The 21,383-nt window shown below is 35.9% G+C and carries 21 protein-coding genes; 8 read left to right on the top strand and 13 right to left on the bottom strand.

Going from position 1 to position 21,383, the window contains the following annotated elements:
- Window positions 1-4: 4 nt before the first annotated feature.
- The 7 genes from FHG85_RS01315 to FHG85_RS01285 form a co-directional block, all read right to left on the bottom strand.
- Window positions 5-2,617: a PAS domain S-box protein gene (locus FHG85_RS01315; RefSeq protein ID WP_173072478.1), complete on the bottom strand. Its 2,613-nt coding sequence runs from the start codon at window positions 2,615-2,617 to the stop codon at window positions 5-7.
- 15 nt (window positions 2,618-2,632) lie between these two features.
- Window positions 2,633-3,406 (bottom strand): GAF domain-containing protein, encoded by a 774-nt coding sequence (locus tag FHG85_RS01310; protein WP_173072477.1) that lies wholly within the window; start codon window positions 3,404-3,406, stop codon window positions 2,633-2,635.
- Window positions 3,407-3,410: 4 nt separating this feature from the next.
- Window positions 3,411-3,971 carry a chemotaxis protein CheB gene (locus FHG85_RS01305; RefSeq protein WP_173072476.1) on the bottom strand — a complete coding sequence of 187 codons (561 nt, stop codon included), beginning with the start codon at window positions 3,969-3,971 and terminating at the stop codon, window positions 3,411-3,413.
- Window positions 3,972-3,976: 5 nt separating this feature from the next.
- Complete coding sequence (locus tag FHG85_RS01300; RefSeq protein ID WP_173072475.1) at window positions 3,977-4,813, bottom strand: CheR family methyltransferase; 837 nt, start codon at window positions 4,811-4,813, stop codon at window positions 3,977-3,979.
- Between the two features lie 3 nt (window positions 4,814-4,816).
- Entirely contained in the window at window positions 4,817-7,192 is a 2,376-nt protein-coding gene (locus tag FHG85_RS01295; RefSeq protein ID WP_173072474.1) for a PAS domain-containing protein, read from the bottom strand.
- Window positions 7,193-7,198: 6 nt separating this feature from the next.
- Entirely contained in the window at window positions 7,199-8,038 is an 840-nt protein-coding gene (locus FHG85_RS01290) for a CheR family methyltransferase (RefSeq protein WP_246249313.1), read from the bottom strand.
- Window positions 8,039-8,184: 146 nt separating this feature from the next.
- A complete protein-coding gene (locus FHG85_RS01285) occupies window positions 8,185-9,246 on the bottom strand; it encodes an endonuclease/exonuclease/phosphatase family protein (RefSeq protein ID WP_173072472.1) in 1,062 nt (353 codons plus the stop codon).
- A gap of 98 nt (window positions 9,247-9,344) precedes the next feature.
- Here FHG85_RS01285 and purQ point away from each other — a divergent pair, with 98 nt between their 5' ends.
- Window positions 9,345-10,049, top strand: a complete 705-nt coding sequence (gene purQ / locus FHG85_RS01280) for a phosphoribosylformylglycinamidine synthase subunit PurQ (protein ID WP_173072471.1) — start codon at window positions 9,345-9,347, stop codon at window positions 10,047-10,049.
- On the opposite strand, the gene FHG85_RS01275 is transcribed toward purQ, so the two are convergent.
- Window positions 10,046-10,759, bottom strand: coding sequence for an SDR family NAD(P)-dependent oxidoreductase (locus FHG85_RS01275; protein WP_173072470.1), 714 nt, complete (start codon window positions 10,757-10,759; stop codon window positions 10,046-10,048). The two genes, purQ and FHG85_RS01275, sit on opposite strands and share 4 nt — an antisense overlap.
- Before the next feature lie 63 nt (window positions 10,760-10,822).
- Window positions 10,823-11,896 carry a lysylphosphatidylglycerol synthase transmembrane domain-containing protein gene (locus FHG85_RS01270; protein ID WP_173072469.1) on the bottom strand — a complete coding sequence of 358 codons (1,074 nt, stop codon included), beginning with the start codon at window positions 11,894-11,896 and terminating at the stop codon, window positions 10,823-10,825.
- 147 nt (window positions 11,897-12,043) lie between these two features.
- On the opposite strand from FHG85_RS01270, the gene FHG85_RS01265 reads away from it, so the two are divergent.
- Window positions 12,044-12,952: a DMT family transporter gene (locus FHG85_RS01265; protein ID WP_173072468.1), complete on the top strand. Its 909-nt coding sequence runs from the start codon at window positions 12,044-12,046 to the stop codon at window positions 12,950-12,952.
- Here FHG85_RS01265 and FHG85_RS01260 read toward each other — a convergent pair.
- Complete coding sequence (locus tag FHG85_RS01260; RefSeq protein WP_173072467.1) at window positions 12,949-14,091, bottom strand: amidohydrolase; 1,143 nt, start codon at window positions 14,089-14,091, stop codon at window positions 12,949-12,951. The two genes, FHG85_RS01265 and FHG85_RS01260, sit on opposite strands and share 4 nt — an antisense overlap.
- A 149-nt stretch (window positions 14,092-14,240) precedes the next feature.
- On the opposite strand from FHG85_RS01260, the gene FHG85_RS01255 reads away from it, so the two are divergent.
- Both FHG85_RS01255 and FHG85_RS01250 read left to right on the top strand, forming a co-directional pair.
- Window positions 14,241-14,864 (top strand): riboflavin synthase, encoded by a 624-nt coding sequence (locus tag FHG85_RS01255; protein ID WP_173072466.1) that lies wholly within the window; start codon window positions 14,241-14,243, stop codon window positions 14,862-14,864.
- 6 nt (window positions 14,865-14,870) lie between these two features.
- Window positions 14,871-15,929 (top strand): sensor histidine kinase, encoded by a 1,059-nt coding sequence (locus FHG85_RS01250; protein ID WP_173072465.1) that lies wholly within the window; start codon window positions 14,871-14,873, stop codon window positions 15,927-15,929.
- On the opposite strand, the gene FHG85_RS01245 is transcribed toward FHG85_RS01250, so the two are convergent.
- The gene (locus FHG85_RS01245) at window positions 15,926-16,801 is read right to left on the bottom strand and encodes a hypothetical protein (protein WP_173072464.1); all 876 of its coding nucleotides are present in this window, start codon (window positions 16,799-16,801) and stop codon (window positions 15,926-15,928) included. The genes FHG85_RS01250 and FHG85_RS01245 overlap by 4 nt on opposite strands.
- 174 nt (window positions 16,802-16,975) lie before the next feature.
- Between FHG85_RS01245 and FHG85_RS01240 the strand changes: the two genes are divergently transcribed.
- Complete coding sequence (locus FHG85_RS01240) at window positions 16,976-17,896, top strand: S66 peptidase family protein (RefSeq protein ID WP_173072463.1); 921 nt, start codon at window positions 16,976-16,978, stop codon at window positions 17,894-17,896.
- On the opposite strand, the gene FHG85_RS01235 is transcribed toward FHG85_RS01240, so the two are convergent.
- The gene (locus FHG85_RS01235) at window positions 17,893-18,531 is read right to left on the bottom strand and encodes a DUF4412 domain-containing protein (RefSeq protein ID WP_173072462.1); all 639 of its coding nucleotides are present in this window, start codon (window positions 18,529-18,531) and stop codon (window positions 17,893-17,895) included. The two genes, FHG85_RS01240 and FHG85_RS01235, sit on opposite strands and share 4 nt — an antisense overlap.
- Before the next feature lie 60 nt (window positions 18,532-18,591).
- On the opposite strand from FHG85_RS01235, the gene FHG85_RS01230 reads away from it, so the two are divergent.
- The 3 genes from FHG85_RS01230 (at window position 18,592) to FHG85_RS01220 (ending at window position 20,236) form a co-directional block, all read left to right on the top strand.
- The gene (locus FHG85_RS01230; protein ID WP_246249243.1) at window positions 18,592-18,969 is read left to right on the top strand and encodes a YraN family protein; all 378 of its coding nucleotides are present in this window, start codon (window positions 18,592-18,594) and stop codon (window positions 18,967-18,969) included.
- Window positions 18,970-18,980: 11 nt separating this feature from the next.
- Window positions 18,981-19,331: an MmcQ/YjbR family DNA-binding protein gene (locus tag FHG85_RS01225; RefSeq protein ID WP_173072461.1), complete on the top strand. Its 351-nt coding sequence runs from the start codon at window positions 18,981-18,983 to the stop codon at window positions 19,329-19,331.
- A 62-nt stretch (window positions 19,332-19,393) separates the two neighbouring features.
- Window positions 19,394-20,236: a hypothetical protein gene (locus tag FHG85_RS01220; RefSeq protein ID WP_173072460.1), complete on the top strand. Its 843-nt coding sequence runs from the start codon at window positions 19,394-19,396 to the stop codon at window positions 20,234-20,236.
- A gap of 90 nt (window positions 20,237-20,326) precedes the next feature.
- On the opposite strand, the gene FHG85_RS01215 is transcribed toward FHG85_RS01220, so the two are convergent.
- A complete protein-coding gene (locus FHG85_RS01215) occupies window positions 20,327-21,322 on the bottom strand; it encodes a DUF4837 family protein (protein WP_173072459.1) in 996 nt (331 codons plus the stop codon).
- Window positions 21,323-21,383: the final 61 nt, after the last annotated feature.

The following is a 21,383-nucleotide window of genomic DNA, read 5'->3' as shown; positions in this document are numbered from 1 at the left end:
ATTTTTAAAATTCAATTCCAATTAATAGTATATCATCAACCTGTTTATTATCACCTTGATATTCTGTAACTGCATTCTCAAAAACACTATGAAGTTCCTGAATTGGTGTGTTTTGGTTATTAATAATTATTTCCCGAACAGCAGGTGCTCCAAATTTTTTCTTTATAGGACCACCAACCTGATCAACTATACCATCGGAGAAAAAGAATATTCTATCGCCTGGTTTATAGGTTATGGTATAATTGGTAAAAGGTTCTTCAGCCTTTTTAGGGTGAGGTATACCGCCAATGGCTTTTCTATCGCCTTTGTATTGTGTTAGTTCACCGTTTCGAACAAAATAAAGGGGCCTATGTGCACCTGAATACTGCAACTCATTAGATTTTGGGTCAATCTTACAAAAAGCAATATCCATGCCATCACGAGCATCGGCATCGGGTCGATCCTGCTTTAGGGTTTTCCGTACACCATAATGAAGATGATCAAGTATTTGGCCTGCGGTATATGAGGAATCGTGGTCAACCACGTTGTTAAGAGTGAAAAAGCCAATAAATGAGAGCAGTGCGCCAGGAACACCATGTCCAGTACAATCTACAGCAGCAATGTAAATAAAATCGTCTTTTACAAAAAACCAAGGGAAATCACCACTAACCACATCGCGTGGATGGTAGTAAATAAAAGATTTAGGGAGGTACTGCCTTATTATTTTATTGCTGGGCAAAATAGATGTTTGAATTCGTTGAGCATAATTTATACTCTCTGTAATCTTTCTATTCTTTTCTTGAATCTCCCTTTCTGTTTTTTTCTGATCTGTTATATCATGTGCAACAAAAAGGATTGTTTCCAACTCATTCTCGTTAAACTCAGGTATTGCAACAATGTGCATCACCGTTTCGCCAAGATTGGTGTTAAAGGTTATTTCTCCTTCATAGTTCTCTTTTTCTACCCTAATTGTCTTTATTGCATCCCGAATAAAGTTATACAGTTCGGGAATATTATCAAGAACCGAAATGGTTTGATTAATAAGTTCATTATTGTTTATACCAAGGTATTTACCTACCATGGGATTAGCATAGAAGAACTGTCCTGAAGGGTTCACCCTCATGATAATATCTGGTGAATTTTCGGAAAGCGACTGCATTTTGCTACGCATTCGCTCTTCTTTCTCGGCGCGTTTGCGCTCAGTGATATCCCGTGAATTGATGATAATACCACCAATTGCAGGGTCATCAAGTAGATTCCTTCCTGTAACCTCAAGAAATATTTTCTCACCATCTTTTTTCATAAAGGTGTACTGAATGGTAATTGCAATTCTAGGATTCTCCAGAAGTTGTTCAAACATCTCATTGAATGCAGACTCACCCTTTCGAGTTAAGCGATCAAAGTCTTTACCGCTCATCATTTCTTGAGGAGTGTATCCTAGGATTTTGGTAACAGAAGGACTGATATAGGTAAGCTGTTTATCGCTATTGTATATTGAAATTATTTCCGAAGCGTTCTCAAGGAGTGAATGTAAGCGTTTTTGGGCATTCTCAACTTCTTGAATTTTTGATTCTAACTTCGCATTAGAGATTTCAAGTTCCTCCTGAGTTATTCTCATTTCCTCAGCGTTCTGGCGAAGTTCCTCCTCATTCTCGCGGAGTTCTTGTGCCATTTGTTGAGCCTCCTGAAGGAGTCTTTCTGTTTTCTGATTAATACGAAGATTGAATATTGTTCGAGCAATAATTTCTCCAACTTCTTTTAGGAATCGAATGGTTAACTCAGGAATCTCATCGTCTAAGGAAGCAAATTCTAGCACTCCTTCAAGTTTTTCATCTGTTATTAATGGGATGAGCAATAAGCTTTTGGGTTTCTTATCGCCTAGGATACCTGAGGTTATGGTAACATAATCATCGGGAATTTCGGTACGATAGATATAATCGCGTTCATAAGCACATTCTCCAATTAACCCCTCTCCTATTTTAAACTCTTGCTTGATATACTTCCTTCTGTTATAAGCGTATGTTGCAAGATTGATTAACCGATCTTTTTCCTCGTCGTAAAGATAAATGGCACCCTGTATTGACCGAATGTAGTTGATTAGTTTAACCAGAACATCGTAGGCTAGCTCATCGAGGTTATGATGCAAACGTAAAATATGGGATACTTCATCTTTCCCTTTGGTAATCCAGTTCTGTTCTGCCTCCTTTTTCTGATTAGCCAGCAGGTTATCGCGCATTAAAAGCAACGACTTCCCCAAGATATCATCATCTCCTCCTATTTCAAATGGTGCATTATAGTTCCCTTCTCCTATGAGCTTTGCAAACTGTGCATTCTTTTCAATGTCTTCGTCGCGCTGACGGAGTTCCTTTTCAAGAATAAGAATTTTTCGGAGGTTACTTGTGGTAACCCACCATGTATAAAATGCCATAACAAACGGGGCTAAATCAATAATCCAGTGCATTGGATTTTGAGAGTGAATTAACAAAATATTCCCCAGTGTTATTGGCTTTGTCTGTAAAACGATATCAACAGTCCAAGCAATTAAAGGAAACAGGATACCTAACAAAAAAGCATGTAATACTTTTTTTCGTATTACATCCTGATTATTAGTTGTTGATATTGAGCTATATGATATCATGCTATTACAATATAATTATTTTGAAATACTAATTTCTTCTCCTAGTTTACGGCCAAGCAATGAAAAAAGTTCTTCGTGGTCGTTTTCAAAAGGTTTAAATGAAGCCAACTCAATTATACCAATAGTTTGATTATCGGGCGAAAGTACTGGTGTAATAATAAGATGTTTAGGAGATCCTTTCCCAAGTCCAGAAAGGATAGTGATATAACCATCTGGAATGTTATCGATATTAATTAGCTTTTTATTTTTGGCAACCTGACCAGCCAAGGTTTCTCCCTCAGTATATTCAGGGGGAGGTGTCTCGGAATAAAAAGCATAACCAGATATAAACCGGAATACGCCAGTCTCAGAATCTTTAAGATAGAATTGTCCCTGAACAATATCAACACTTTTAGCAATATTGGCCAGTAATGCTTCCGAATACTTTTCAATATCACTCTTATCGAATTCGGGAAGTAGTTTGTTAACCCAGACCTGATAATCAGTTTTTTTCTCAACAAAATCTTCTTCTTTGTCCTCAGACTTTACTAACGACCTAACTTGAGTCTTAAGTGAGTCTATCTCAGAGTTAAGTTTTGATACCTGGTTCTGAAGTTTTAGGCTGTAAAAGTAGAACCAACCTACAAGTAAAGTTGGAATTAAAGATAGGGCTATAAGCCAAGCAGGAAAATGAACCCCACTGCTTGTTAAATAGTTATATACTAGGCTAAATATAAGCAATGAGCCAACAATAGACAGAAGAAGTATAACTATTGGCATTGCTCTGCTCGATTTTTCCATTCTGCTCATAACCTTAAGCCTTAATTTTTTGTAAAAATCTTATTATTTCATTAGTTGTGAAAACATGATCAACGGGAGTCATTCTAAGCGATGCCTCAGTCATTGTACGTACTTGGCATTCGTTTGGGTCTTGGACAATTGCAAGTCCTCCAAGATCTTTAATTTTCTTTAACCCATAGGCTCCATCGCGGTTAGCACCAGAAAGAATTATCCCTACAAGTTTTTCACGATAAACTTGAGCCGCAGTAATAAATGATAGGTCGATACTAGGGCGCGAATGGTTAACAGGATCTTCAGTTGATAAAGCAATTTTGTTCCCGAGTTCAACAAACATATGGTAGTTTGCAGGTGCTAAATATGCTTTGCCTGGCTTTATTTGTTCTTTATCGTTTGGCTCAATAATTGGTATTCCCGACTTAATGGACAACGCCTCCACAAATCCACTTCTCACATGCTTTAAACGATGTAAACAAAGCAAAACTGGCAAAGGGTAGTCGGGGGACAAAGAATGTAAAATTCTGGTAATAACCTGAAAACTACCTGCTGAACCTCCTATAATAACTGCTTTATACATAAGTTTTATACACTTTTACGCTTGTAAATTCGTTCTGACTCGTTGAATAAAGTAAATTTATTGCTTAAACTACTATTATTCAATGTTTCTTTTACTCCTACTGCCAAAAAGCCTCCAGGAACCAAACTATTTGAGAACCTCTCAATAATTTTATCGGTTAATGTCTGGTTATAGTAAATTGCTTGGTTTCTGAAAATAATCAGCTTTGTTGCTCCAGGGTTCTCTTCGATTAGTGAATTTTGTTTGACAAACTTAACATCTTTAATCAACTCAACATTAAACTTAATATTGCCTCCTTCAGCTTGATAATAGTTTGAGTATTTACCTTTATCGTTAAACCTCATGTAATTTGCCTCATTAATCTCCATATCTTTGGGGTCGAGCTGACCCGACGTAATCCTAACTATATTTTTTTCAGATAGAATGTTGCAATAAATATTCACCTTATCTAGCAAGTTTAATTCATGGAGTGTAATAGCTAGGGAGTACAGTTCTTCACCAGAATCAAAGGCTGCGATCCAAATTCTTGGTTTAGTAGGACTACCCTTTAATAATTCCGGAATAATCTCATCACGTAAAGCTCTCCAAAACGAAGGATCCCTAAACATTTCTGATGTTTCTGGATAAATATGGTAAAGAAATTCATCAATAAACTCTTTGTTATTCTTTAACTTAGCTATTAATCCCTCTCCATCACGAAGGGCGTATAATGAAATAATATGCTCAAGTCTGCGTTTAAATGAAGTAAGAGCATAATCACGAAAATCTAAACCATATTCATCAAGCAATGTTTTAATAACATTACGAGTGTCAACAATCCCTATTTCGTACCTAATTTGCATATCCTACTTATTCTTTATCTGCTTCTTTAAAAGTTCAATAGCTTTGTTCAATTCCTCCTCTTTTTGTTTGCTTTCGGTAATATCAAGTCCAATATTGATAATCTTATACAGGTTACCATTCTGGTCAATTATTGGAGTATAGTTTTCCTGAACCCACCGAACAGTATCACCAACCTTAAGCGAAAATTCACGCGTTTGTTTTTGACCTTTTAGGAGAGCGCTCCAGAATCTCTTAAATTCCTTAGGTTTATGTTTGGCTGTGTAGTCAATATCCTGAAGATACCTGTTTTCAATAACCTCTTTCTTATCACCTAAAACCTCAACATTCTTATTATTGATATAAGAAATAAGCCCATCGGGTTCAATAATAGTAACCAAGCAGTTCTGGTCCAATGCTTTCAATAGAGTTTCTGTCTCTTTTTGACGCAGCGCAGATATTTCCTGTTCTTTCTTGATTTGGAGTATATTCTTCTCAATTTCTTTTGCCTGCTTTTGGGTCATCAGTTCAAGTTTCTTGGTTTCAGTAATATCGTGGCCAATAAGAAGAATCTTAATTAGAATTCCCATGGAGTCAAAGCCAGGAGAAATGGTGGCCAGGATATACCGTTCAATATTATTCTTCCCAAATAAGTGCAGGGTAGTGTTAATTGAATTACCATTAAGAACAGATTGCCAAAGTTTTTGAAACTCTGGTCGCTCGTTCTCATCAATTAGGTTTTCAAACATTGTCCCTTCTAAAAGCTGGGCATCGTAACCTAACATATCTTGGAAAATGATGTTTGCCCCTAAGATAACACCATCCTCATTGAGTGAACAGGATACTAATGATTGGTTAATCGCAGAATTTATTATCTCAAGTTCAAGGTTCTTACGCTGCATCTCTTCTTGAGTGGCCTGCATCTCTTCCATATTTTGTCGCATCTCTTCTTCTTGGGCAGCCATTTCTTCTCTCTGCTGCTGCGATTGCTCCAACAGTTCCTGAGTTCGAATACTATTTCTTACAGAGTTTAACGTAGACGCTATACTCTCGCTCACTTTCTCGACAAACTCTATTTGTAAGTCTGTAAACTCGTTAAACGATGCAAGCTCAATAACACCAAATATTTCATCTTCAAGCTTCAACGGAACAATAAGTAACGATCGGGGTGTTGCCTCTCCTAATCCTGAGGTTATAGTAATATAATTTTCGGGTATCTCTTTTAGGTAAATCGTTTGTCGTTCAACAGCACAGGTACCCACTAAGCCTTCACCTAGGTGAATAGTTTTTTGAATAAACTTCTTTCTGTTATAAGCAAAGGACGATAATAAATCAAGATGTTTCTCCGAATCATTTTCGCGAAGCATAAAAATTCCACCTTGATTTGCATCTAAATACGTCACAAGATTTTGTATTACACTATCGGCAAGGTTGGATAGGTTGTTGTTATTCTGACGAAGTATATCACCAAATTTAGCTAGCCCAGCATTAAACCAGCTCCTGTTTTCATCTTGTATTTTACGTTTTTCATCTTCTATTTTAGCCTTTTTAAGGCTTTCGCGCATTTGCAACAATGCATGGCCTAGCTGATCTTTATTGCTTAGCGGTTTAAATTCATAGTCAAGCTTATCCTGTTCAATATGCCTTGCAAACTCGGTAGTATTTCTTAACCCATCAATTAGCTTATTCAGTGAACTTGATAATGTACCTATTTCATTCTTTTCATTTATCTCAATCTTAGGAGGTAAGTCTCCTTCCGATAACATATTCAAGCGAGCTACTAGTTTATTAAGCTGTTTTGTTGTGGGTTTAAGTATCCTAATTACAACAACAGTTGTTAATGCTGAGGCAATTAATAAAAGTAAAAACATTAGTAGCCTATTTGACTTTACCTGACCCACTACTTCATCTGGGTTAATGGCAATGGCAAAATAAGCGTTAAATGGTTTATAATACTTATAAACTAATATTTTCTTTTTAGAATTAGTAGTCGACAGGTCATAGAAAGTGACACTCCCCTCCTTGCTTTTACTTGATTTTATTTGTTTTATAACATTCACTGGTAACCTACCGCCCTGATTTGTGATATGTAGCAAATACTCGCCATTCCGAGAAATAATTGCAGGATAATCTGTTTGAAAGTAAGCTGCTTTTGAAAAGTAAGGTTTTAGCTCAAACAAATCATTAGAGGAGAGACCATTCCCAGTTTTATTATCAATAATACTTGCTATTTCAATGAGTTTATCAAGATAAATATTAGCATCTTTTATTGCATTATTGAGGGTTCTTTTAGTTGCTAGGTAATTAACAGATAACCCAGCAATAATAAAAAGAACTACCATTAAAGGAATTATGGTAAGCTGAATTTTTTGCGCAAGTTTTAAGTTTGCAAATACCTTCATTGTTCTTTACTTTTTAATATAGGCTTGTCCTAATCTTTCGAAACGGGTTGCCCAAGGCCCAAGTATAGTTTCATGCATTCCTAACAAAAGAATCCCTTTGGGATACAAATTGTTGTAAAACAGCTCAAAAACTTTGTTTTGGAGCGAGTAGTTAAAGTAAATAATAACATTCCTGCAAAGGATTAAATCGAACTTTGCAAAGAATAAATTACCATCAACCACCAAGTCGTGCTTTCTAAAGATAGGCTTCTCTGTAAGAAACTTTTTCATGGTGATGGTATCTTTCGATTTATCTATGTCGAAATACTTTTCATAAGGAACATCGTTGTACTCTTCGAAGTTTAATGGGTTTTGTTTAATTACCTTGTCGAAATTATCCAAGTAACCCAGATTAAACCTATACTTATAAACACCCTGCTTGGCAACCTCTAGCACATCAGTATTTAAATCGGTGGCAAAGATTTTAGCCCTATCAAGCATTCCCATCTCATTCAAGAGAATCATCATAGAGTACACTTCCTGCCCTGTGGAGCAACCTGCATGCCAGATGTTGATAGTTTTATTGTTCTTAAAACGAGGGATGATTCTTGATCGAAGCAAATGCCATACTGGTGGATCGCGAAAAAGTTCTGTGGTGTTTACAGTTATTTCTTTGACAATCTTTTCTAAAAAATCTTTGTTAAATTTTAAATTTGCTAGTAAACTGGTTAAATCAAGGTTATAATCCTCAAGGATTTTTTGCAGGCGTCGCTTTAACGACTTCTCAGAATACTCTGAAAAGTTATACCTAGAAACACTTTTAACTGTATTTACGAAGTATTGTAAATCTTGATCCGACACCTGCATACGTTGCAACGATATTAGTTTATTGTGCTGAATAAAGTATCATTAATCTTAAAAGCTAAATATAGATTTTTTTTTCTTAACAATACAACTTCATGTAGGTAAAGTTTGCATTTGCTTTGACTAAAACTAAAAAACATATTCAAGAATTAATTTTGGTTAGGTTTAAGCTTAAACTTCAAAATAATTGGATTATGATCGGAACTTTTGAAATGTAAGTCGATTGTTTTTTCCTCTACCAATTCAACATTAGGAGAAATAAGAAAAAAATCGAGTATTACTTTTCTAGTATTATCCGATAATGGTTTATCTAAAAACCTGTTAGTAGGTTTTGATGAATCATACCCCCAAATCCAATTAGTAGGCATAAGTTTATTAGGGATAGGTCTAACGCTAAAATTTTCTATTTCATAGCTTTCCCCAAATTTATCAAGGGATAAACCTGGAGGAGTTTGGTTCCAGTCGCCTCCTGCGAGTACAAAGTTTCCCTTTTGGTACTCTGTTATTGCAAATTGCTTAATAAAGTTCAACTCCTCATTGTTAAGCGTGCTACCTTCGTAAGCAGAATTATGAATATTTATTAGCACCAGCTCATTTCCTCCCTTTACAGGGTAACGGCAAACTAGAATGCATCGGCGTAAGCTAAAAATACGCTTTGGCCATGGTAGAAGTCCAGGTAGCTGGTAACGAACAACTCTTTGTGGAATAAAATCCGATAAGGTTACAATGCCTGAATTTACTACCCCCATTGGGCTTTTGAGGGGAATAGGAACAAAAGATACTTTATAGTTGTGAGCAAAGTATGTGTATTTTTTTAATGATTGCGAAAGCAGTACTAACTGATTTGTTCCGTATGAGCGTCTTGAAAAAATATCAACCTCTTGCAACATTAGAAAGTTAGCATCTGCCTTTTTTAAGAATGATTGTATCGAGTCAAAATTTTGTAGAGTTCTCTCTTTGCTATCCCTAACCTTTTTCCCGCCATCGTAGAAAAAATCCATATTATCACCTAAACCTGCATACCCAATGTTCCAACTTAAAACAGAGTAGTTTACGTTAACATCAAGTGTGTCGGAGCTATGCAACGATAATAGGACCTCCTTATCTTTTGGTTTATAAAAGGTTATCGTACTGTAAATTAGAAATAGAATAAAAAATGCAAATGCAAAAGCAATAACTGTTAAAACCAATTTAAATAAATTCTTTCTCATTGTAATAATTTGTTTTCAAATTTAATAAAAAAGAGCATCAGAAGCATTTTGTTGGTTATGTTTTTTAAAGCTATCTTTGGCCAAATAAAATTTACATCATGAAGTTTGGAGTTGTAGTTTTTCCAGGGTCTAACTGCGATCAGGATACTGTTTATGTGATAAAAGAAATCCTAGAACAGGAAGTTGTAACGTTATGGCATAAAGAAACCGACTTTGATCCTAATATCGATGTAATAATTCTTCCTGGGGGATTTTCTTATGGCGATTACTTACGTTCAGGTGCCTTAGCTAAGTTTTCACCAATTATGAGCAAAGTTATTGATTTTGCAAATAACGGTGGGTATGTTTTTGGCATTTGCAACGGTTTTCAAATACTTTGTGAAAGTGGATTACTCCCTGGCGCCTTGCTTCACAATACTAACCAAAAGTTCATCTGCAAGAATATTTACCTTGTTCCAGATAGTAAGGAAACAGCTCTTACCAAATATCTGCCTAGGGAGAGAGCTCTAAAAATTCCAATAGCTCATGGCGAAGGACGTTACTATGCCGATAAAGAAACCTTAGCCAAAATGCGAATAAATGGACAGATCTTATTCCGTTATTCCGATGAGAATGGAGTTGTTTCAGAAAGTGCTAATCCAAATGGTTCTGTTGAAAACATTGCAGGAGTTTGCAATGAGAGGCACAATGTTTTTGGAATGATGCCCCATCCAGAGCGAGCTTCGGATGATGAGCTTGGTAATACCGATGGACGTCTTATTTTTGAATCGTTAATTCGTTACATAAAAGAAATGAACGATTAAATCAGTCGTAAATCAATAATAGGATCGTTGGGCGGATTATCTATCAGCTCAACGATTTTTTTTGCAACGTCGCTAGCACTCGATAAAATACCCTCACGCTTGTATTTATGAAACCTTTCTGCCTGAGGAAATCTCGATTTTTCTACTTTTCTTACTTCATCCTGCATTGCAGTATCAACTACCCCTGGTGCAATTGAGAGAACTTTTACTTTCCCATTCCCGCTACTATTCTGCTCGGCATCTAGAACCAGCGAGAACATATCGAGAGCTGCCTTTGATGCGCAATATCCAGCCCACGATTCCACAGCATGACGAGCAGCACCAGAACTAATATTTACAATAGTTATACCCACTGGTCTTCCCTTATAGATTGACAATATTCGATTCGATAGAATGGCTGGCGTAATGGCATTCACTACAAAAGTTGCTTCTAACACCTCGTTATCAATTTCTCCCACTGGATTAACATCGCCTAAAATGCCTGCATTGTTTGTTAATACAACTTGTTCTGCATTTTCAAAGAATGGGATTTCAACCTTTCTTGATTCGATAGATGATGAAAAATCAGCCTTTATATGCATGTACCTTTTGTGCTCAATATTATTTCGTCTGGCATAGCCAACAACAAAAGAGTTTTCATCTTTCAATATGATATTTGCTAGTTCAAATCCAATCCCAGAACTAGTCCCTGTAATATAGAAATACCTCATCTTACATTTTGTTTTACACTAAACAAAACAAATTGATGAAAGTTGAAATAGCCCTAGCTAAAATTAGGTTTTTCTAACAAAGTGTCGATTAATCCAGCGTGGAAAAATAAAGCTCCCAACAACTAGGTAAGGATAATAGCTAATGAGACGCCATAAAAAAGCCATTGCAACAGCAACAGAAACTAACAACGAAGCATCAACTGGAATAAACTCTGATAAATAACGTGTAAAAACAAACTCAGCGAAACCGCTTCCACCTGGTGTAGGGCTAACAAGCATCATAATCCACATAACTAGCTGGCGGGCAAAAATGAGTAAGTTATTTCCTACTCCAAAAAAGGCCATCAATATAGCGTTAACAACAAAAAACCTTGACGACCATGACAAAAACGTGAATAAGAATGCTTTAACCCAGAACGATAATGGCTTATTCCTATATACTTTTGAACTACTTATTATATCGGTTCCAGCTCTGTTGGCACCATGTTTCCATCGCCTTAGAATGGGAAGCTTAAATATCAACAGAATCAGCCATTTCAAACCACGTGGGTTAAAGAAAAGCCCATAAATTAAAGCGAGTACCCAAAGAAACTTTAGAGAGTATCCCACAATGCTAAATGTAATAAGCTCTTTGGCAGCGCCAGGAACTGAGCTAATTTCAAAAAGATTATGATAGCCTGCAAAAAGTATTAGTAGGGGGAACATTGCCACAAAATAAATCTCATCCAAAAACGAGGTAATCATTACTAATGCTGAACTATTACCCAGGTTTAACCCCTCTTTGTTAACATAAATAATTGCCACACTAGTTCCGCCAATTGCCGAAGGTGTTATAGCAGATGTAAACTCCCAAAGCATAATCACCCTTAGTGCTTTCCAAAATCGGAATTTACCCTCACTTAAAACCATCAATCTTAAAGAATAACCAATATCGCGACCAATCATCAAAATGGCAGCAACCAACAGCCAAAATACCGATAACCAAGTAAAATTAATTGCATCAAATGCGCTTGGGTTAAACTCATTATACAGAAGGTAACCGGTTACACCTAAGCCTAATATAACGGGAATAATAGCATAAGCAGGCTTCAGCCTTTTGGCAGGGTTTTCCGATATCTCAGCCTTTTGCTTGTGCATTTAGCTTGTAATTATTCTAACAAATTTATATTCTTGATGCTTACCAAACGGTTAACTGAAGTTAAAAAAGTATATTTGGATGTCAATTTTTACCTAAATCTAATTTGAATATTGTAGTCTAATCCTAGATTTGCTGCTTAATAAGTAATGAATTTAAAAAGTAAACAGGCCAAGGCTCATCTTGCACTATTTGTTGCAAACTTAATGTTTGGCATTAACTATTCAGTTGCCAAAGGTGTAATGCCAAATTATTTAAGCCCACTGGGATTTACATTGCTAAGAGTTATTGCATCGTCTTTTCTATTCTGGGCCATTGCAAGCTTTGGAAAGAATACTGAAAGTATTGAAAAAAAAGATTATTTAAGACTTATTGCAGCAGGGCTTTTTGGTATCACTTTTAATCAGTTATTATTCCTTAATGGCTTGAATTTTAGCACTCCAATTGAATCCTCAATTATTTCGACTTTAAATCCTGCAATGGTAATTCTAATAGCATATTTTTTGCTATCGGAACCCATAACAACAAAAAAAATCATTGGGCTTATTATAGGTGCATCAGGGGCTTTACTCCTCATTCTTGGTAATGGTTCGGTTTCAATATCCGATAAACATCTACTAGGGAATGCAATGCTTTTCCTCAACACGCTAAGCTATGCTTTCTACCTTGTGGTTGTAAAACCTTTAACGCTAAAGTATCGACCCGTGACAGTAATGAAAGGTGTATTTACTGTAGGACTTCTATCAATAACGCCTTTTGGTTTCTCCGACCTGCTTAACACCTCATGGAATACAATCCCTATAGAGATTTTTGCTTCAATTGCTTTTGTTCTGCTTGGCCCTACATTTCTTGCATATCTGCTAAACGGATGGGGATTACAACATGTACACACAAGCACGGTAAGCATATATATTTATTCCCAACCAGTAATTGCTGCTTTTATAGCTGTTATGTTTGGTGTTGACACCTTAGACCTTAGAAAACTTATGGCTGCAATTTTAGTCTTTACTGGAGTTTTCCTTGTGAGTCAAAGAAAAAGGAAGAAAGTTGCGACCTAAGCAGTCAATTCGCGTACAAGTGATTCAAGCAAATCTACACCATCTACAATTAACTCATCAGGGAAATCGAAGTTTGGGGTATGAATATCTGGCTGATTCTCTCCCGAACCCAATCCAAAAATAATAGAAGGACACACGCTTGTAAAGTTTGCAAAATCTTCGCTCCAACGATTTGGCTCCTCCAAATAAATTACTTCTCTATTGTTTTTACGAGCTAATAACTCTACCGTATGGGTCAGTTCAGGATTACAAACCGATGCTGGGAAATCGTCGGTAAAATTGGTTTCAATGGCTAGGCCATGTTTAAGTGCTATTTTAACAGCATTATCTATAGCTGCATCTGATAATTTTTCCATATCGGAATCATCAAAAGCTCTAAGGGTTGCCATTATTACAGCAGAGCCTGGCGAGGTCCCAAAAGCCACATCACCCACCTTTACATGAATCAGGGTGACAAGGACAAAGTCCTTAAATATATTGGTGGATGATAACGAAAGCAGGTGTTGAATTATTTCAGCAGTAGCACCTGCAGGATTTAACCCTAACTCAGGAAAGGCGGCATGGGAATTCCTACCTTGTAATTTAATAATTAAACCTTTTGAAGCAGCAGTAAAAGTATATCGTCCTAGTATTACACTTCCTAGCTTATATTTTGGCATATTATGAATTGCAATGGCGTAATCGGGGAATAGGTCAAGCTCTCTTAACTTTTCAATACTTGCTTTGGCACCAGTTCCATTCTCCTCCGAAGGCTGATATAATAATATCACCTTCCCCTTTGATAACGGATTATTGAATAAACGAACTGCTAACCCCGAAACAATAGCCATATGCCCATCGTGTCCACAAGTATGGGAAACATTTGGTGTATTTGATGAATAGGGCACTCCTGACTGTTCATTAATAGGAAGTGCGTCCATGTCGCAACGAAACAAAACAGTTGGCCCAGGTTCTTTACCACGATATACCACAGCCATGCCATGTCCTGCCACATCGGAATAAAGTTCATGAGGCTGGTAACGGCTTAAAAAGAACCTTAAACGTTTAGCTGTAGCTCTTTCATTTCCTGATAGTTCTGGATTGCGATGTAACTCATGCCTTAATCTTACTAGCTCGTCCATGGCGTTTAATTTACTCATGTAAAGGTATTTATTTTATTGTTTATCAACAACACTTTAGCTTAATGTGATGAAATATGGTATTGTATAAAGCAGAAAACGAAAACTCCTTTCAAGCAAGAAAAGTTTAATATTGATTATCTTTGCGTAGAAACCAAAAATTAAAAACTATGTTTTCAGGAATTGTAGAGGAACCTGCAAAGGTTGTAGCACTTGAGCGTGAAAAAGAAAATTTGCATATTACACTCACCTGCTCATTTGTTAAAGATTTAAAGATAGACCAGAGCATCGCTCACAATGGTGTTTGCCTTACAGTAGTTAAGAAAGATGACAATACCTATACCGTTACTGCCATTAAAGAAACCCTTGAGAAATCGAATCTTGGCAGCTTAAAGGTTGGCGACAAGGTAAATGTTGAGCGAAGCATGAAAATAGACAGTTTACTTGATGGGCATATGGTTCAAGGCCATGTAGACCAAACAGCTGTTTGCACTGATGTTACCGAAGCCGACGGGAGCTGGTACTATACATTTGAATACGACCCAACAAAGGGAAATATTACTGTTGAAAAAGGTTCTATTGCAGTAAATGGTGTTAGTTTAACTGTAGTTAATTCTCGCGAAAACTCATTCCAGGTTGCCATTATTCCTTTCACATATGAGCATACCAACTTTCATGAAATAAAGAAGGGTACAGTTGTAAATCTTGAATTTGATATCGTAGGTAAGTATATCACAAGAATCCTTAAGCAGTATATGGAATCGGGGCAACTAAACCGGTTAATTGGTAAATAGCAACATATGCCCAATATTAATCTTTTTAAAACACCACGAACCCTGTCGGTTTTATTAGCTACTGTTATTAGCATTCTGGCAGGGTTTGCTTTCTATCTATTAAAAAGTTCAAATGAAAACCTTTTTTTAACTACTCTTGCTTTTACGCTTTTTGTATTTACCGCTTCGTTCTTAAGCAGCCTACTTTTTATCAATCTATTTGTTATCAAAAGAATAAAACCGCTCTTTAAAGCGCTTTATGTAAGTGAGAAAGATTACGACTTAATTGATGAGCTAGACCACAATCATCTTTTAGAAAAACTTGAAAATGATATTAAAGTTTGGGCCGAGTCAAAAACAGAAGAGATTGACCGGTTAAAGCAGATGGAGCGTTACAGGAAAGAGTTTCTTGGTAATGTATCGCATGAACTAAAAACTCCCATATTTAATATTCAGGGTTATGTACTTACCCTTCTTGATGGCGGACTCGAAGACCCAACTGTCAATCGTAAGTACCTGGAAAGAACTGAAAAGAGCATTAATCGACTTATTGGGATTGTTGAAGATTTAGAACTAATAAGTAAACTTGAGGCAGGTGAACTACAACTAAACCTTGAGAGGTTCAACATAGTAGAGTTAGTTAAGGAAACATTTGATTCATTAGAGGAGCGTGCTAAAAAAAGAAGCATAGCCTTAAGAATCAAAGATGTTCCAGATAAGTTGCAATGGGTATATGCCGATAAAAAAAGAATCCAACAAGTACTCTACAATCTAATTATCAACTCAATTAATTACGGAATTGATGGAGGAGTAACTGCTGTATCAATTTCTGATATCGGAAATAGAATTCAAGTTGATGTAAACGATAATGGCATTGGTATTCCATCAAAAGATGTCCCTCGAATTTTTGAACGATTTTACCGGGTAGACAAGAGCCGTTCTAGGGAACAGGGAGGAACAGGCTTAGGATTAGCAATAGTAAAACATATAATTGAGGGACACAAGCAAATAATTACAGTAAAAAGTACTCCTAAAAAAGGAACTACTTTTAGCTTTACACTAAACAAACCTGTGGCTAAATTTTAATACTCTATTATTCTATTCCTAATTCTATCGGCTGTTGGGTATAGCTCATACCTTAACGCATAAAAATCAACTAACACCTCATCAGAATTATAAATAGAAATGAATTTTAGAATTCCTTTACTATTGTATTCTAGGGTTTTTCGTAGAATCAATCTTTTATCTGGTGCATACTCCTCAATGGCAGAAAGCAAACCCTTCTTGTTATACTCATATTTATACTCTCTCTCAAACTTACTTCCATCTGCAAATGTTTTACTAATTTGCTCATTCACCTTTCTACCTAGGGAATCGTAGGTTGGAGTACATGTTAAGTTTATTATTGAGTCAACAGGTATGTAATTCTTATAAGTTTTAACCTTTCTGACCAACTCTGTGCCATGAGAATCGTAGGTTGATCGTACTTTATATGCACGCTTTCCTTTGCTGTTAAATGCTTCAATCTTAATAGGATTTCTATCTTTATATGTATAGTTGAGTGAAACATAAAAAGCGGTATCGCCAGGTTTAACCATATAAACATCCTGTTTTGCAAGCAAAGAATCAGTATTGTAAGTAAAAATCCTAAACCTAAATAGTTTACCATCCGCAAATTCATCGGTTCTAACAATTTGCTTTCCTGAGAAAGTATGCCATATATGCCGAACAATGGCTTGTGTTTCAAAATCACGATAAATAATTGTGTGGATTCTATCCAACGAGTCCTTAATATCCTGCTTTACTGCTCTGCTTTTTGAAGTACGCCTTCCATTCTCCACAAGATATTTGCTGGTTACTACTACCCTTCTAACATTTTGTGGGGGTCTATTCTGCGCTGAATTGTAGTTGGATAAAACCAAGAAAAAGCTAACAATGAAAAGTTTAAATAGTCTCATGGCAATAACTTTTTTTTGCAATTTAGTAAAAAAACAAAAGTGTCTGGATTATCTTTTTCAAGAAAATTTCTCATTAATAAATTTCCAAATCTTTCAAATATTTTTTCAATTGAGAAATTTAGTTCAGCTGTAAATGAAATTTTTCTAACTTTAAGGTCCTAATTGTTTTAATGAATGGAAAATATCACCCCACCATATTTACAGCCAGGCGATACTATAGGTATAGTTGCACCAGCTCGATTTGTTAGTAGGGAAATGCTGCAACCTGCAATTCGTTTTTTAACCAACCAGGGATATCTTGTAAAAACGGCACCTCACCTTTACTCCCGCCATTACCAATTTGCTGGCACCGATGGAGAAAGAGCTCAAGATTTAATGGAGATGATTGAAGACCCATCGGTTAAAGCGATTCTTTGTGCTAGGGGAGGATATGGGACCGTTCGAATTTTAGACCTACTTAACCTTAGAAAATTACAGCAAAATCCTAAATGGATAATTGGTTATAGCGATATAACCGTATTGCATAGTTTAATTAATGGCTGGTTTGGCATTGAATCGTTACACGCAACTATGCCAATTAACTTCCCAGAATCAATTAGTGGTAATGAATCAACACTTGCATTGGTTAAAGTGCTTACTGGAGAGCCACTATCCTACACATTACCAAATCACCCACTAAATCTTCCTGGTAGGGCAAACGGAATGCTTATTGGTGGTAACTTATCCATGCTCTCATCGCTATGTGGAACTACAAGCGACATGTCATACAATGGTAGAATTCTCTTTATTGAAGATGTTGATGAGTACTTATATCACATCGATAGAATGGTAATGCAACTTAAGCGCTCTGGTAAGCTTAAATCTATAACCGGATTAATTATTGGTCACTTCACCGATATGAAAGACAATGAAATTCCATTTGGCTCCAATGCCTATGAAATTATCTACAGCGCTGTTAAGGAGTACAACATTCCTGTTTGCTTTGGATTTCCTGCAGGCCACTCAGAACCCAACCTACCCCTTATTCTTGGAAGAAACGTTAATCTTGTTGTTGACGAAAAGGAAGTTAAAATATCATTTACAAATACCCTTTAACCAGATATAAGCTCGCTAAAGCCATTCGGGATTTTAAATAAACTTTCTGAGAGTTTCATCGAACTAATTTCAATAATTTGGAGATTACTCCTTAACTTTCTGAATCGAGTACGGTCTACCACTTTTAAAGGAATAATATTAGGCGTTTGGGGCATCTTTACAAATTCGTCAATTGCGCTTCCAGCATTGGCAAGAATTCTAAAAAGTTTGGGTTCAAAGTTGTATTCGATTTTTGCAACCCAATATGTAGTTACAGTCTGGCTAGCCTTATCCTTAACCCGCCATTGGTAACACTTTTTCCCATTAACCTCTATAAAATTCTCCGATTTAATAATTTCTACATCGTTATTTGACGATGATGGGTTTACCTTAACAAGCGAGTACATCTTATGCTGATAAGAAACTAAATAAATGTTTCCAGAACTGGTATTTGCAATAAACGAACGAACAGGTTTCTTGTCTTTTTTATATTCATCAACTCTAATAAATTTGTCTTTTATAAAAATCTCAACAGTTAATGTATCGTAGATACCTTCCTTTAAAATCTTGATTTTACCCTGAAAATCACCTATATTTGAATAGGTTTCAGAGCTGTAAAAAAGAGTGAATACTATTATAAAAATCAGCTGACGCAAATCTCTTTTATTGAAACTCCATATTTATATCGATTTTTTAATTAAAAGGTTTCACAAAAAATGATGAAAAAGATAAGCCAAAATAATGAAATTGGGACAAAAGGCGAGGATATTGCTGCAAGCTATTTATCCGCAAAAGGTTATAAAATTTTACACAGGAACTGGCGATTTGGTCATAAAGAGCTCGATTTAGTAGCAAAGCAAAATGATATCATTGTAGTGGTTGAAGTTAAAACCAGAAGTACTCAATATTGGGAAGAACCTAAAGAATCGGTTAAAAGGAAAAAACAAAAACTTATTATACTTGCTGCCGATGAATACATGAGACGTTACAACTTAAACAACGAGGTACGTTTCGATATTGTTTCCATCATACTTAAACCTGGTACAAAACCACAAATTGAACATATTGAAGATGCATTTTATCCAACTCTATAACGCTAAATATTATGAACATTGAAATTCTCAGAGATTACTGCATTTCAAAACCAGATGTAACTGAGGGCTTCCCATTTGGAGAGGATACCCTTGTTTTTAAGGTTAAGGGGAAAATTTTTGCGCTTGCAAACCTAAAAGGTGAACTAAGTATTAATCTTAAATGCGACCCAGAACTTGCAATAGAGCTTAGAGAGAGATACTCCTCTGTAATTCCTGGATACCACATGAACAAAAAGCATTGGAACACTGTAATTATTGACGGCTCAATATCCGATGATTTACTTTTGGAATGGATTGATCATTCTTATGAATTGGTGAGTAACCCTAAACGTAATAAGAATAGCTCATTAAAAAAGAAATAGTTTAGAATTAAAGATTAACTTTGGTATATAATTTGAATAGAATTAGAAAAAAGAATAAAGCCATGAAAACAATTGTTAAACTAGTTATTGCCATTCTAGTAGTATCATCGGCTAGTTTGCGTGCGCAAGACTCATACATTGTCACCAGGATTAAAGGTAAAGTAACCATAGAAAAAACAGGTACAGAGCTAAAAGCAGGCGATGTTCTTCAGCCTACCGACAAGGTGAAATTTGATACATTCGACTCGTATGTTATATCCATTAGCCAAAACATGGGTAGGTATATGATTAAACTACACGAACCACCTGCTCCTGAAACTATTCAGCTTTCGGCCTATGTTAAGGATATTGCTATACCTACAAAGCGCCGTAGCTTAATGACAGAAAGGTATCGTCCTGATGAAACTATCGTTTCTGATCTAAGAACGTATTTTGGAAATGATAAGTTTACTATTATTGGCGATAAAGTATCTGTTCCTATTGACCCAAATAATTATCCTATTGACGAAAATAAATTCCTTGTTTTCTATTATAGGGTTAACAACAATCCTGTTTCTAAAAAGTTAGGCTACATAAACAACAACATATTAATTGATCGCGAGAAACTGGTTAATACCAAAGCCGGTACAATAACCCAAAACGAAATCCCTTCAGTTGCGGTTTACCTGTATGAACGAAATACTAGAACAAGTGAAGAAATCACAAAATTTGATCTTTCATTTGTTGATGAGGAAACCCTTATTAACGAGTTTATGACAATTATCCCAATCCTAGTTAAACAAAAAATGGGAAAAGATGATATTAAAAAGTATCTAATAGAGTACTTTTACGATTTCTACGGTGCAACCGATTCTCGCTCAATAAAAATGTTTGTTGATGATCTTGTAGATAAGACGGTAAAATAGTTCATTAAAAGCAAAACTGTCTCAAAAACACTAGGCCTTTTAAGGCTAACTTATTTGGTGTTTTTGAGACAGTTTTTTTATGCAACAATGCTAAGGTTTTATAATTTCAAGAGTATATAGTAAAGCCTCTACCTGTCTTAAATAGTTTCTTTTTTTCTTTGAGGGTGCATAAACATAAGCTTCAGCCACAATAACTCTTTGCCGCTCCTCATCTAAAGTAATATGGCTAATAAAAGGTCCGCCCATTGGATGTTTGTAGACATCCCAAAAACCTCTCATTACAGCATAATACCTATTTTTATACATCATCTCGGTTAGCTCAGGCTTAATCACTTCGCTTGTAATCATATACGAGCCCTTTGATGGACCTTCTATGGTTTTAACAAACTCATTTCTCTTTTTCAAGAGATAGTCAACCGTAAAGGTATTTTTATCGGTATAAGGGAAAGTATAAAGGATTATACCCTGACTGGTTAAAGGAGTTTCAAAAGAGATCCAAGCAATAGTATCGTGATCGAAATTAAGCCTGTAACCTTTAGGGAAGCGCATTGAAACATTATACTTTTTCGATATCTTTTCACGAATCGATTTCTGTTCATACTTAATAGCATTTTGAACCACCCTATCGCGTTCAGCCTGCTCAAATAAAGTGACTATGGTTTCTCGCTCTTTTTCAATATAATCCTTAATCGATTTGTAGCTTGGGCCAGAGACGTAAAGTATTGTTTGAGGAGCAGCCCAAACGTCACGTTTAAGTGACATTTCTGTTTTTTTTGCGCTTTTCTTTACTTCGTTAAAAATAATGTTACGATGTGACTTAAAAATATCAGTAAAGGCCTCGGGTGGAATCATAATTAAATCAAAAAGAGGTTCACTTTGTGGTAAAAAGGGAACATCTTGGGTTAGTATTTCCTTATATGCCAACCCCACTGAATCTTTATGAAGGTTTTTTGGCAGGATAACTACTAGCTCGCCAGCATTTCCAGTCACATTAGGCAATAGTGTTCGTTCACCCTTGCTACCCTTCTTGCAAGAGGTACCTATAGTAAGAATGGCTAAGATTACTACCAATATTCTAGTTTTCATGGGTATAATAATTTAGTGTTTACATTTTTTTGACTAAAAACAGCAATATTAAAAAAACGAC

The organism is Tenuifilum thalassicum, from assembly GCF_013265555.1.
GTDB classification, from domain to species: domain Bacteria; phylum Bacteroidota; class Bacteroidia; order Bacteroidales; family Tenuifilaceae; genus Tenuifilum; species Tenuifilum thalassicum.
This window is presented reverse-complemented; position numbering and strand designations above follow the sequence as displayed.

Excerpts from the sequence above, each read along its gene's own strand:
- FHG85_RS01315 (WP_173072478.1), bottom strand. The coding sequence starts at position 2,617 with ATGATATCATATAGCTCAATATCAACAACTAATAATCAGGATGTAATA.
- FHG85_RS01255 (WP_173072466.1), top strand. The coding sequence starts at position 14,241 with ATGTTTTCAGGAATTGTAGAGGAACCTGCAAAGGTTGTAGCACTTGAG.
- FHG85_RS01240 (WP_173072463.1), top strand. The coding sequence starts at position 16,976 with ATGGAAAATATCACCCCACCATATTTACAGCCAGGCGATACTATAGGT.
- FHG85_RS01230 (WP_246249243.1), top strand. The coding sequence starts at position 18,592 with ATGATGAAAAAGATAAGCCAAAATAATGAAATTGGGACAAAAGGCGAG.
- FHG85_RS01225 (WP_173072461.1), top strand. The coding sequence starts at position 18,981 with ATGAACATTGAAATTCTCAGAGATTACTGCATTTCAAAACCAGATGTA.
- purQ (WP_173072471.1), top strand. The coding sequence starts at position 9,345 with ATGAAGTTTGGAGTTGTAGTTTTTCCAGGGTCTAACTGCGATCAGGAT.
- FHG85_RS01270 (WP_173072469.1), bottom strand. The coding sequence starts at position 11,896 with ATGCACAAGCAAAAGGCTGAGATATCGGAAAACCCTGCCAAAAGGCTG.
- FHG85_RS01215 (WP_173072459.1), bottom strand. The coding sequence starts at position 21,322 with ATGAAAACTAGAATATTGGTAGTAATCTTAGCCATTCTTACTATAGGT.
- FHG85_RS01285 (WP_173072472.1), bottom strand. The coding sequence starts at position 9,246 with ATGAGAAAGAATTTATTTAAATTGGTTTTAACAGTTATTGCTTTTGCA.
- FHG85_RS01310 (WP_173072477.1), bottom strand. The coding sequence starts at position 3,406 with ATGAGCAGAATGGAAAAATCGAGCAGAGCAATGCCAATAGTTATACTT.
- FHG85_RS01295 (WP_173072474.1), bottom strand. The coding sequence starts at position 7,192 with ATGAAGGTATTTGCAAACTTAAAACTTGCGCAAAAAATTCAGCTTACC.
- FHG85_RS01275 (WP_173072470.1), bottom strand. The coding sequence starts at position 10,759 with ATGAGGTATTTCTATATTACAGGGACTAGTTCTGGGATTGGATTTGAA.
- FHG85_RS01245 (WP_173072464.1), bottom strand. The coding sequence starts at position 16,801 with ATGAGACTATTTAAACTTTTCATTGTTAGCTTTTTCTTGGTTTTATCC.
- FHG85_RS01300 (WP_173072475.1), bottom strand. The coding sequence starts at position 4,813 with ATGCAAATTAGGTACGAAATAGGGATTGTTGACACTCGTAATGTTATT.
- FHG85_RS01305 (WP_173072476.1), bottom strand. The coding sequence starts at position 3,971 with ATGTATAAAGCAGTTATTATAGGAGGTTCAGCAGGTAGTTTTCAGGTT.
- FHG85_RS01220 (WP_173072460.1), top strand. The coding sequence starts at position 19,394 with ATGAAAACAATTGTTAAACTAGTTATTGCCATTCTAGTAGTATCATCG.
- FHG85_RS01250 (WP_173072465.1), top strand. The coding sequence starts at position 14,871 with ATGCCCAATATTAATCTTTTTAAAACACCACGAACCCTGTCGGTTTTA.
- FHG85_RS01260 (WP_173072467.1), bottom strand. The coding sequence starts at position 14,091 with ATGAGTAAATTAAACGCCATGGACGAGCTAGTAAGATTAAGGCATGAG.
- FHG85_RS01290 (WP_246249313.1), bottom strand. The coding sequence starts at position 8,038 with ATGCAGGTGTCGGATCAAGATTTACAATACTTCGTAAATACAGTTAAA.
- FHG85_RS01265 (WP_173072468.1), top strand. The coding sequence starts at position 12,044 with ATGAATTTAAAAAGTAAACAGGCCAAGGCTCATCTTGCACTATTTGTT.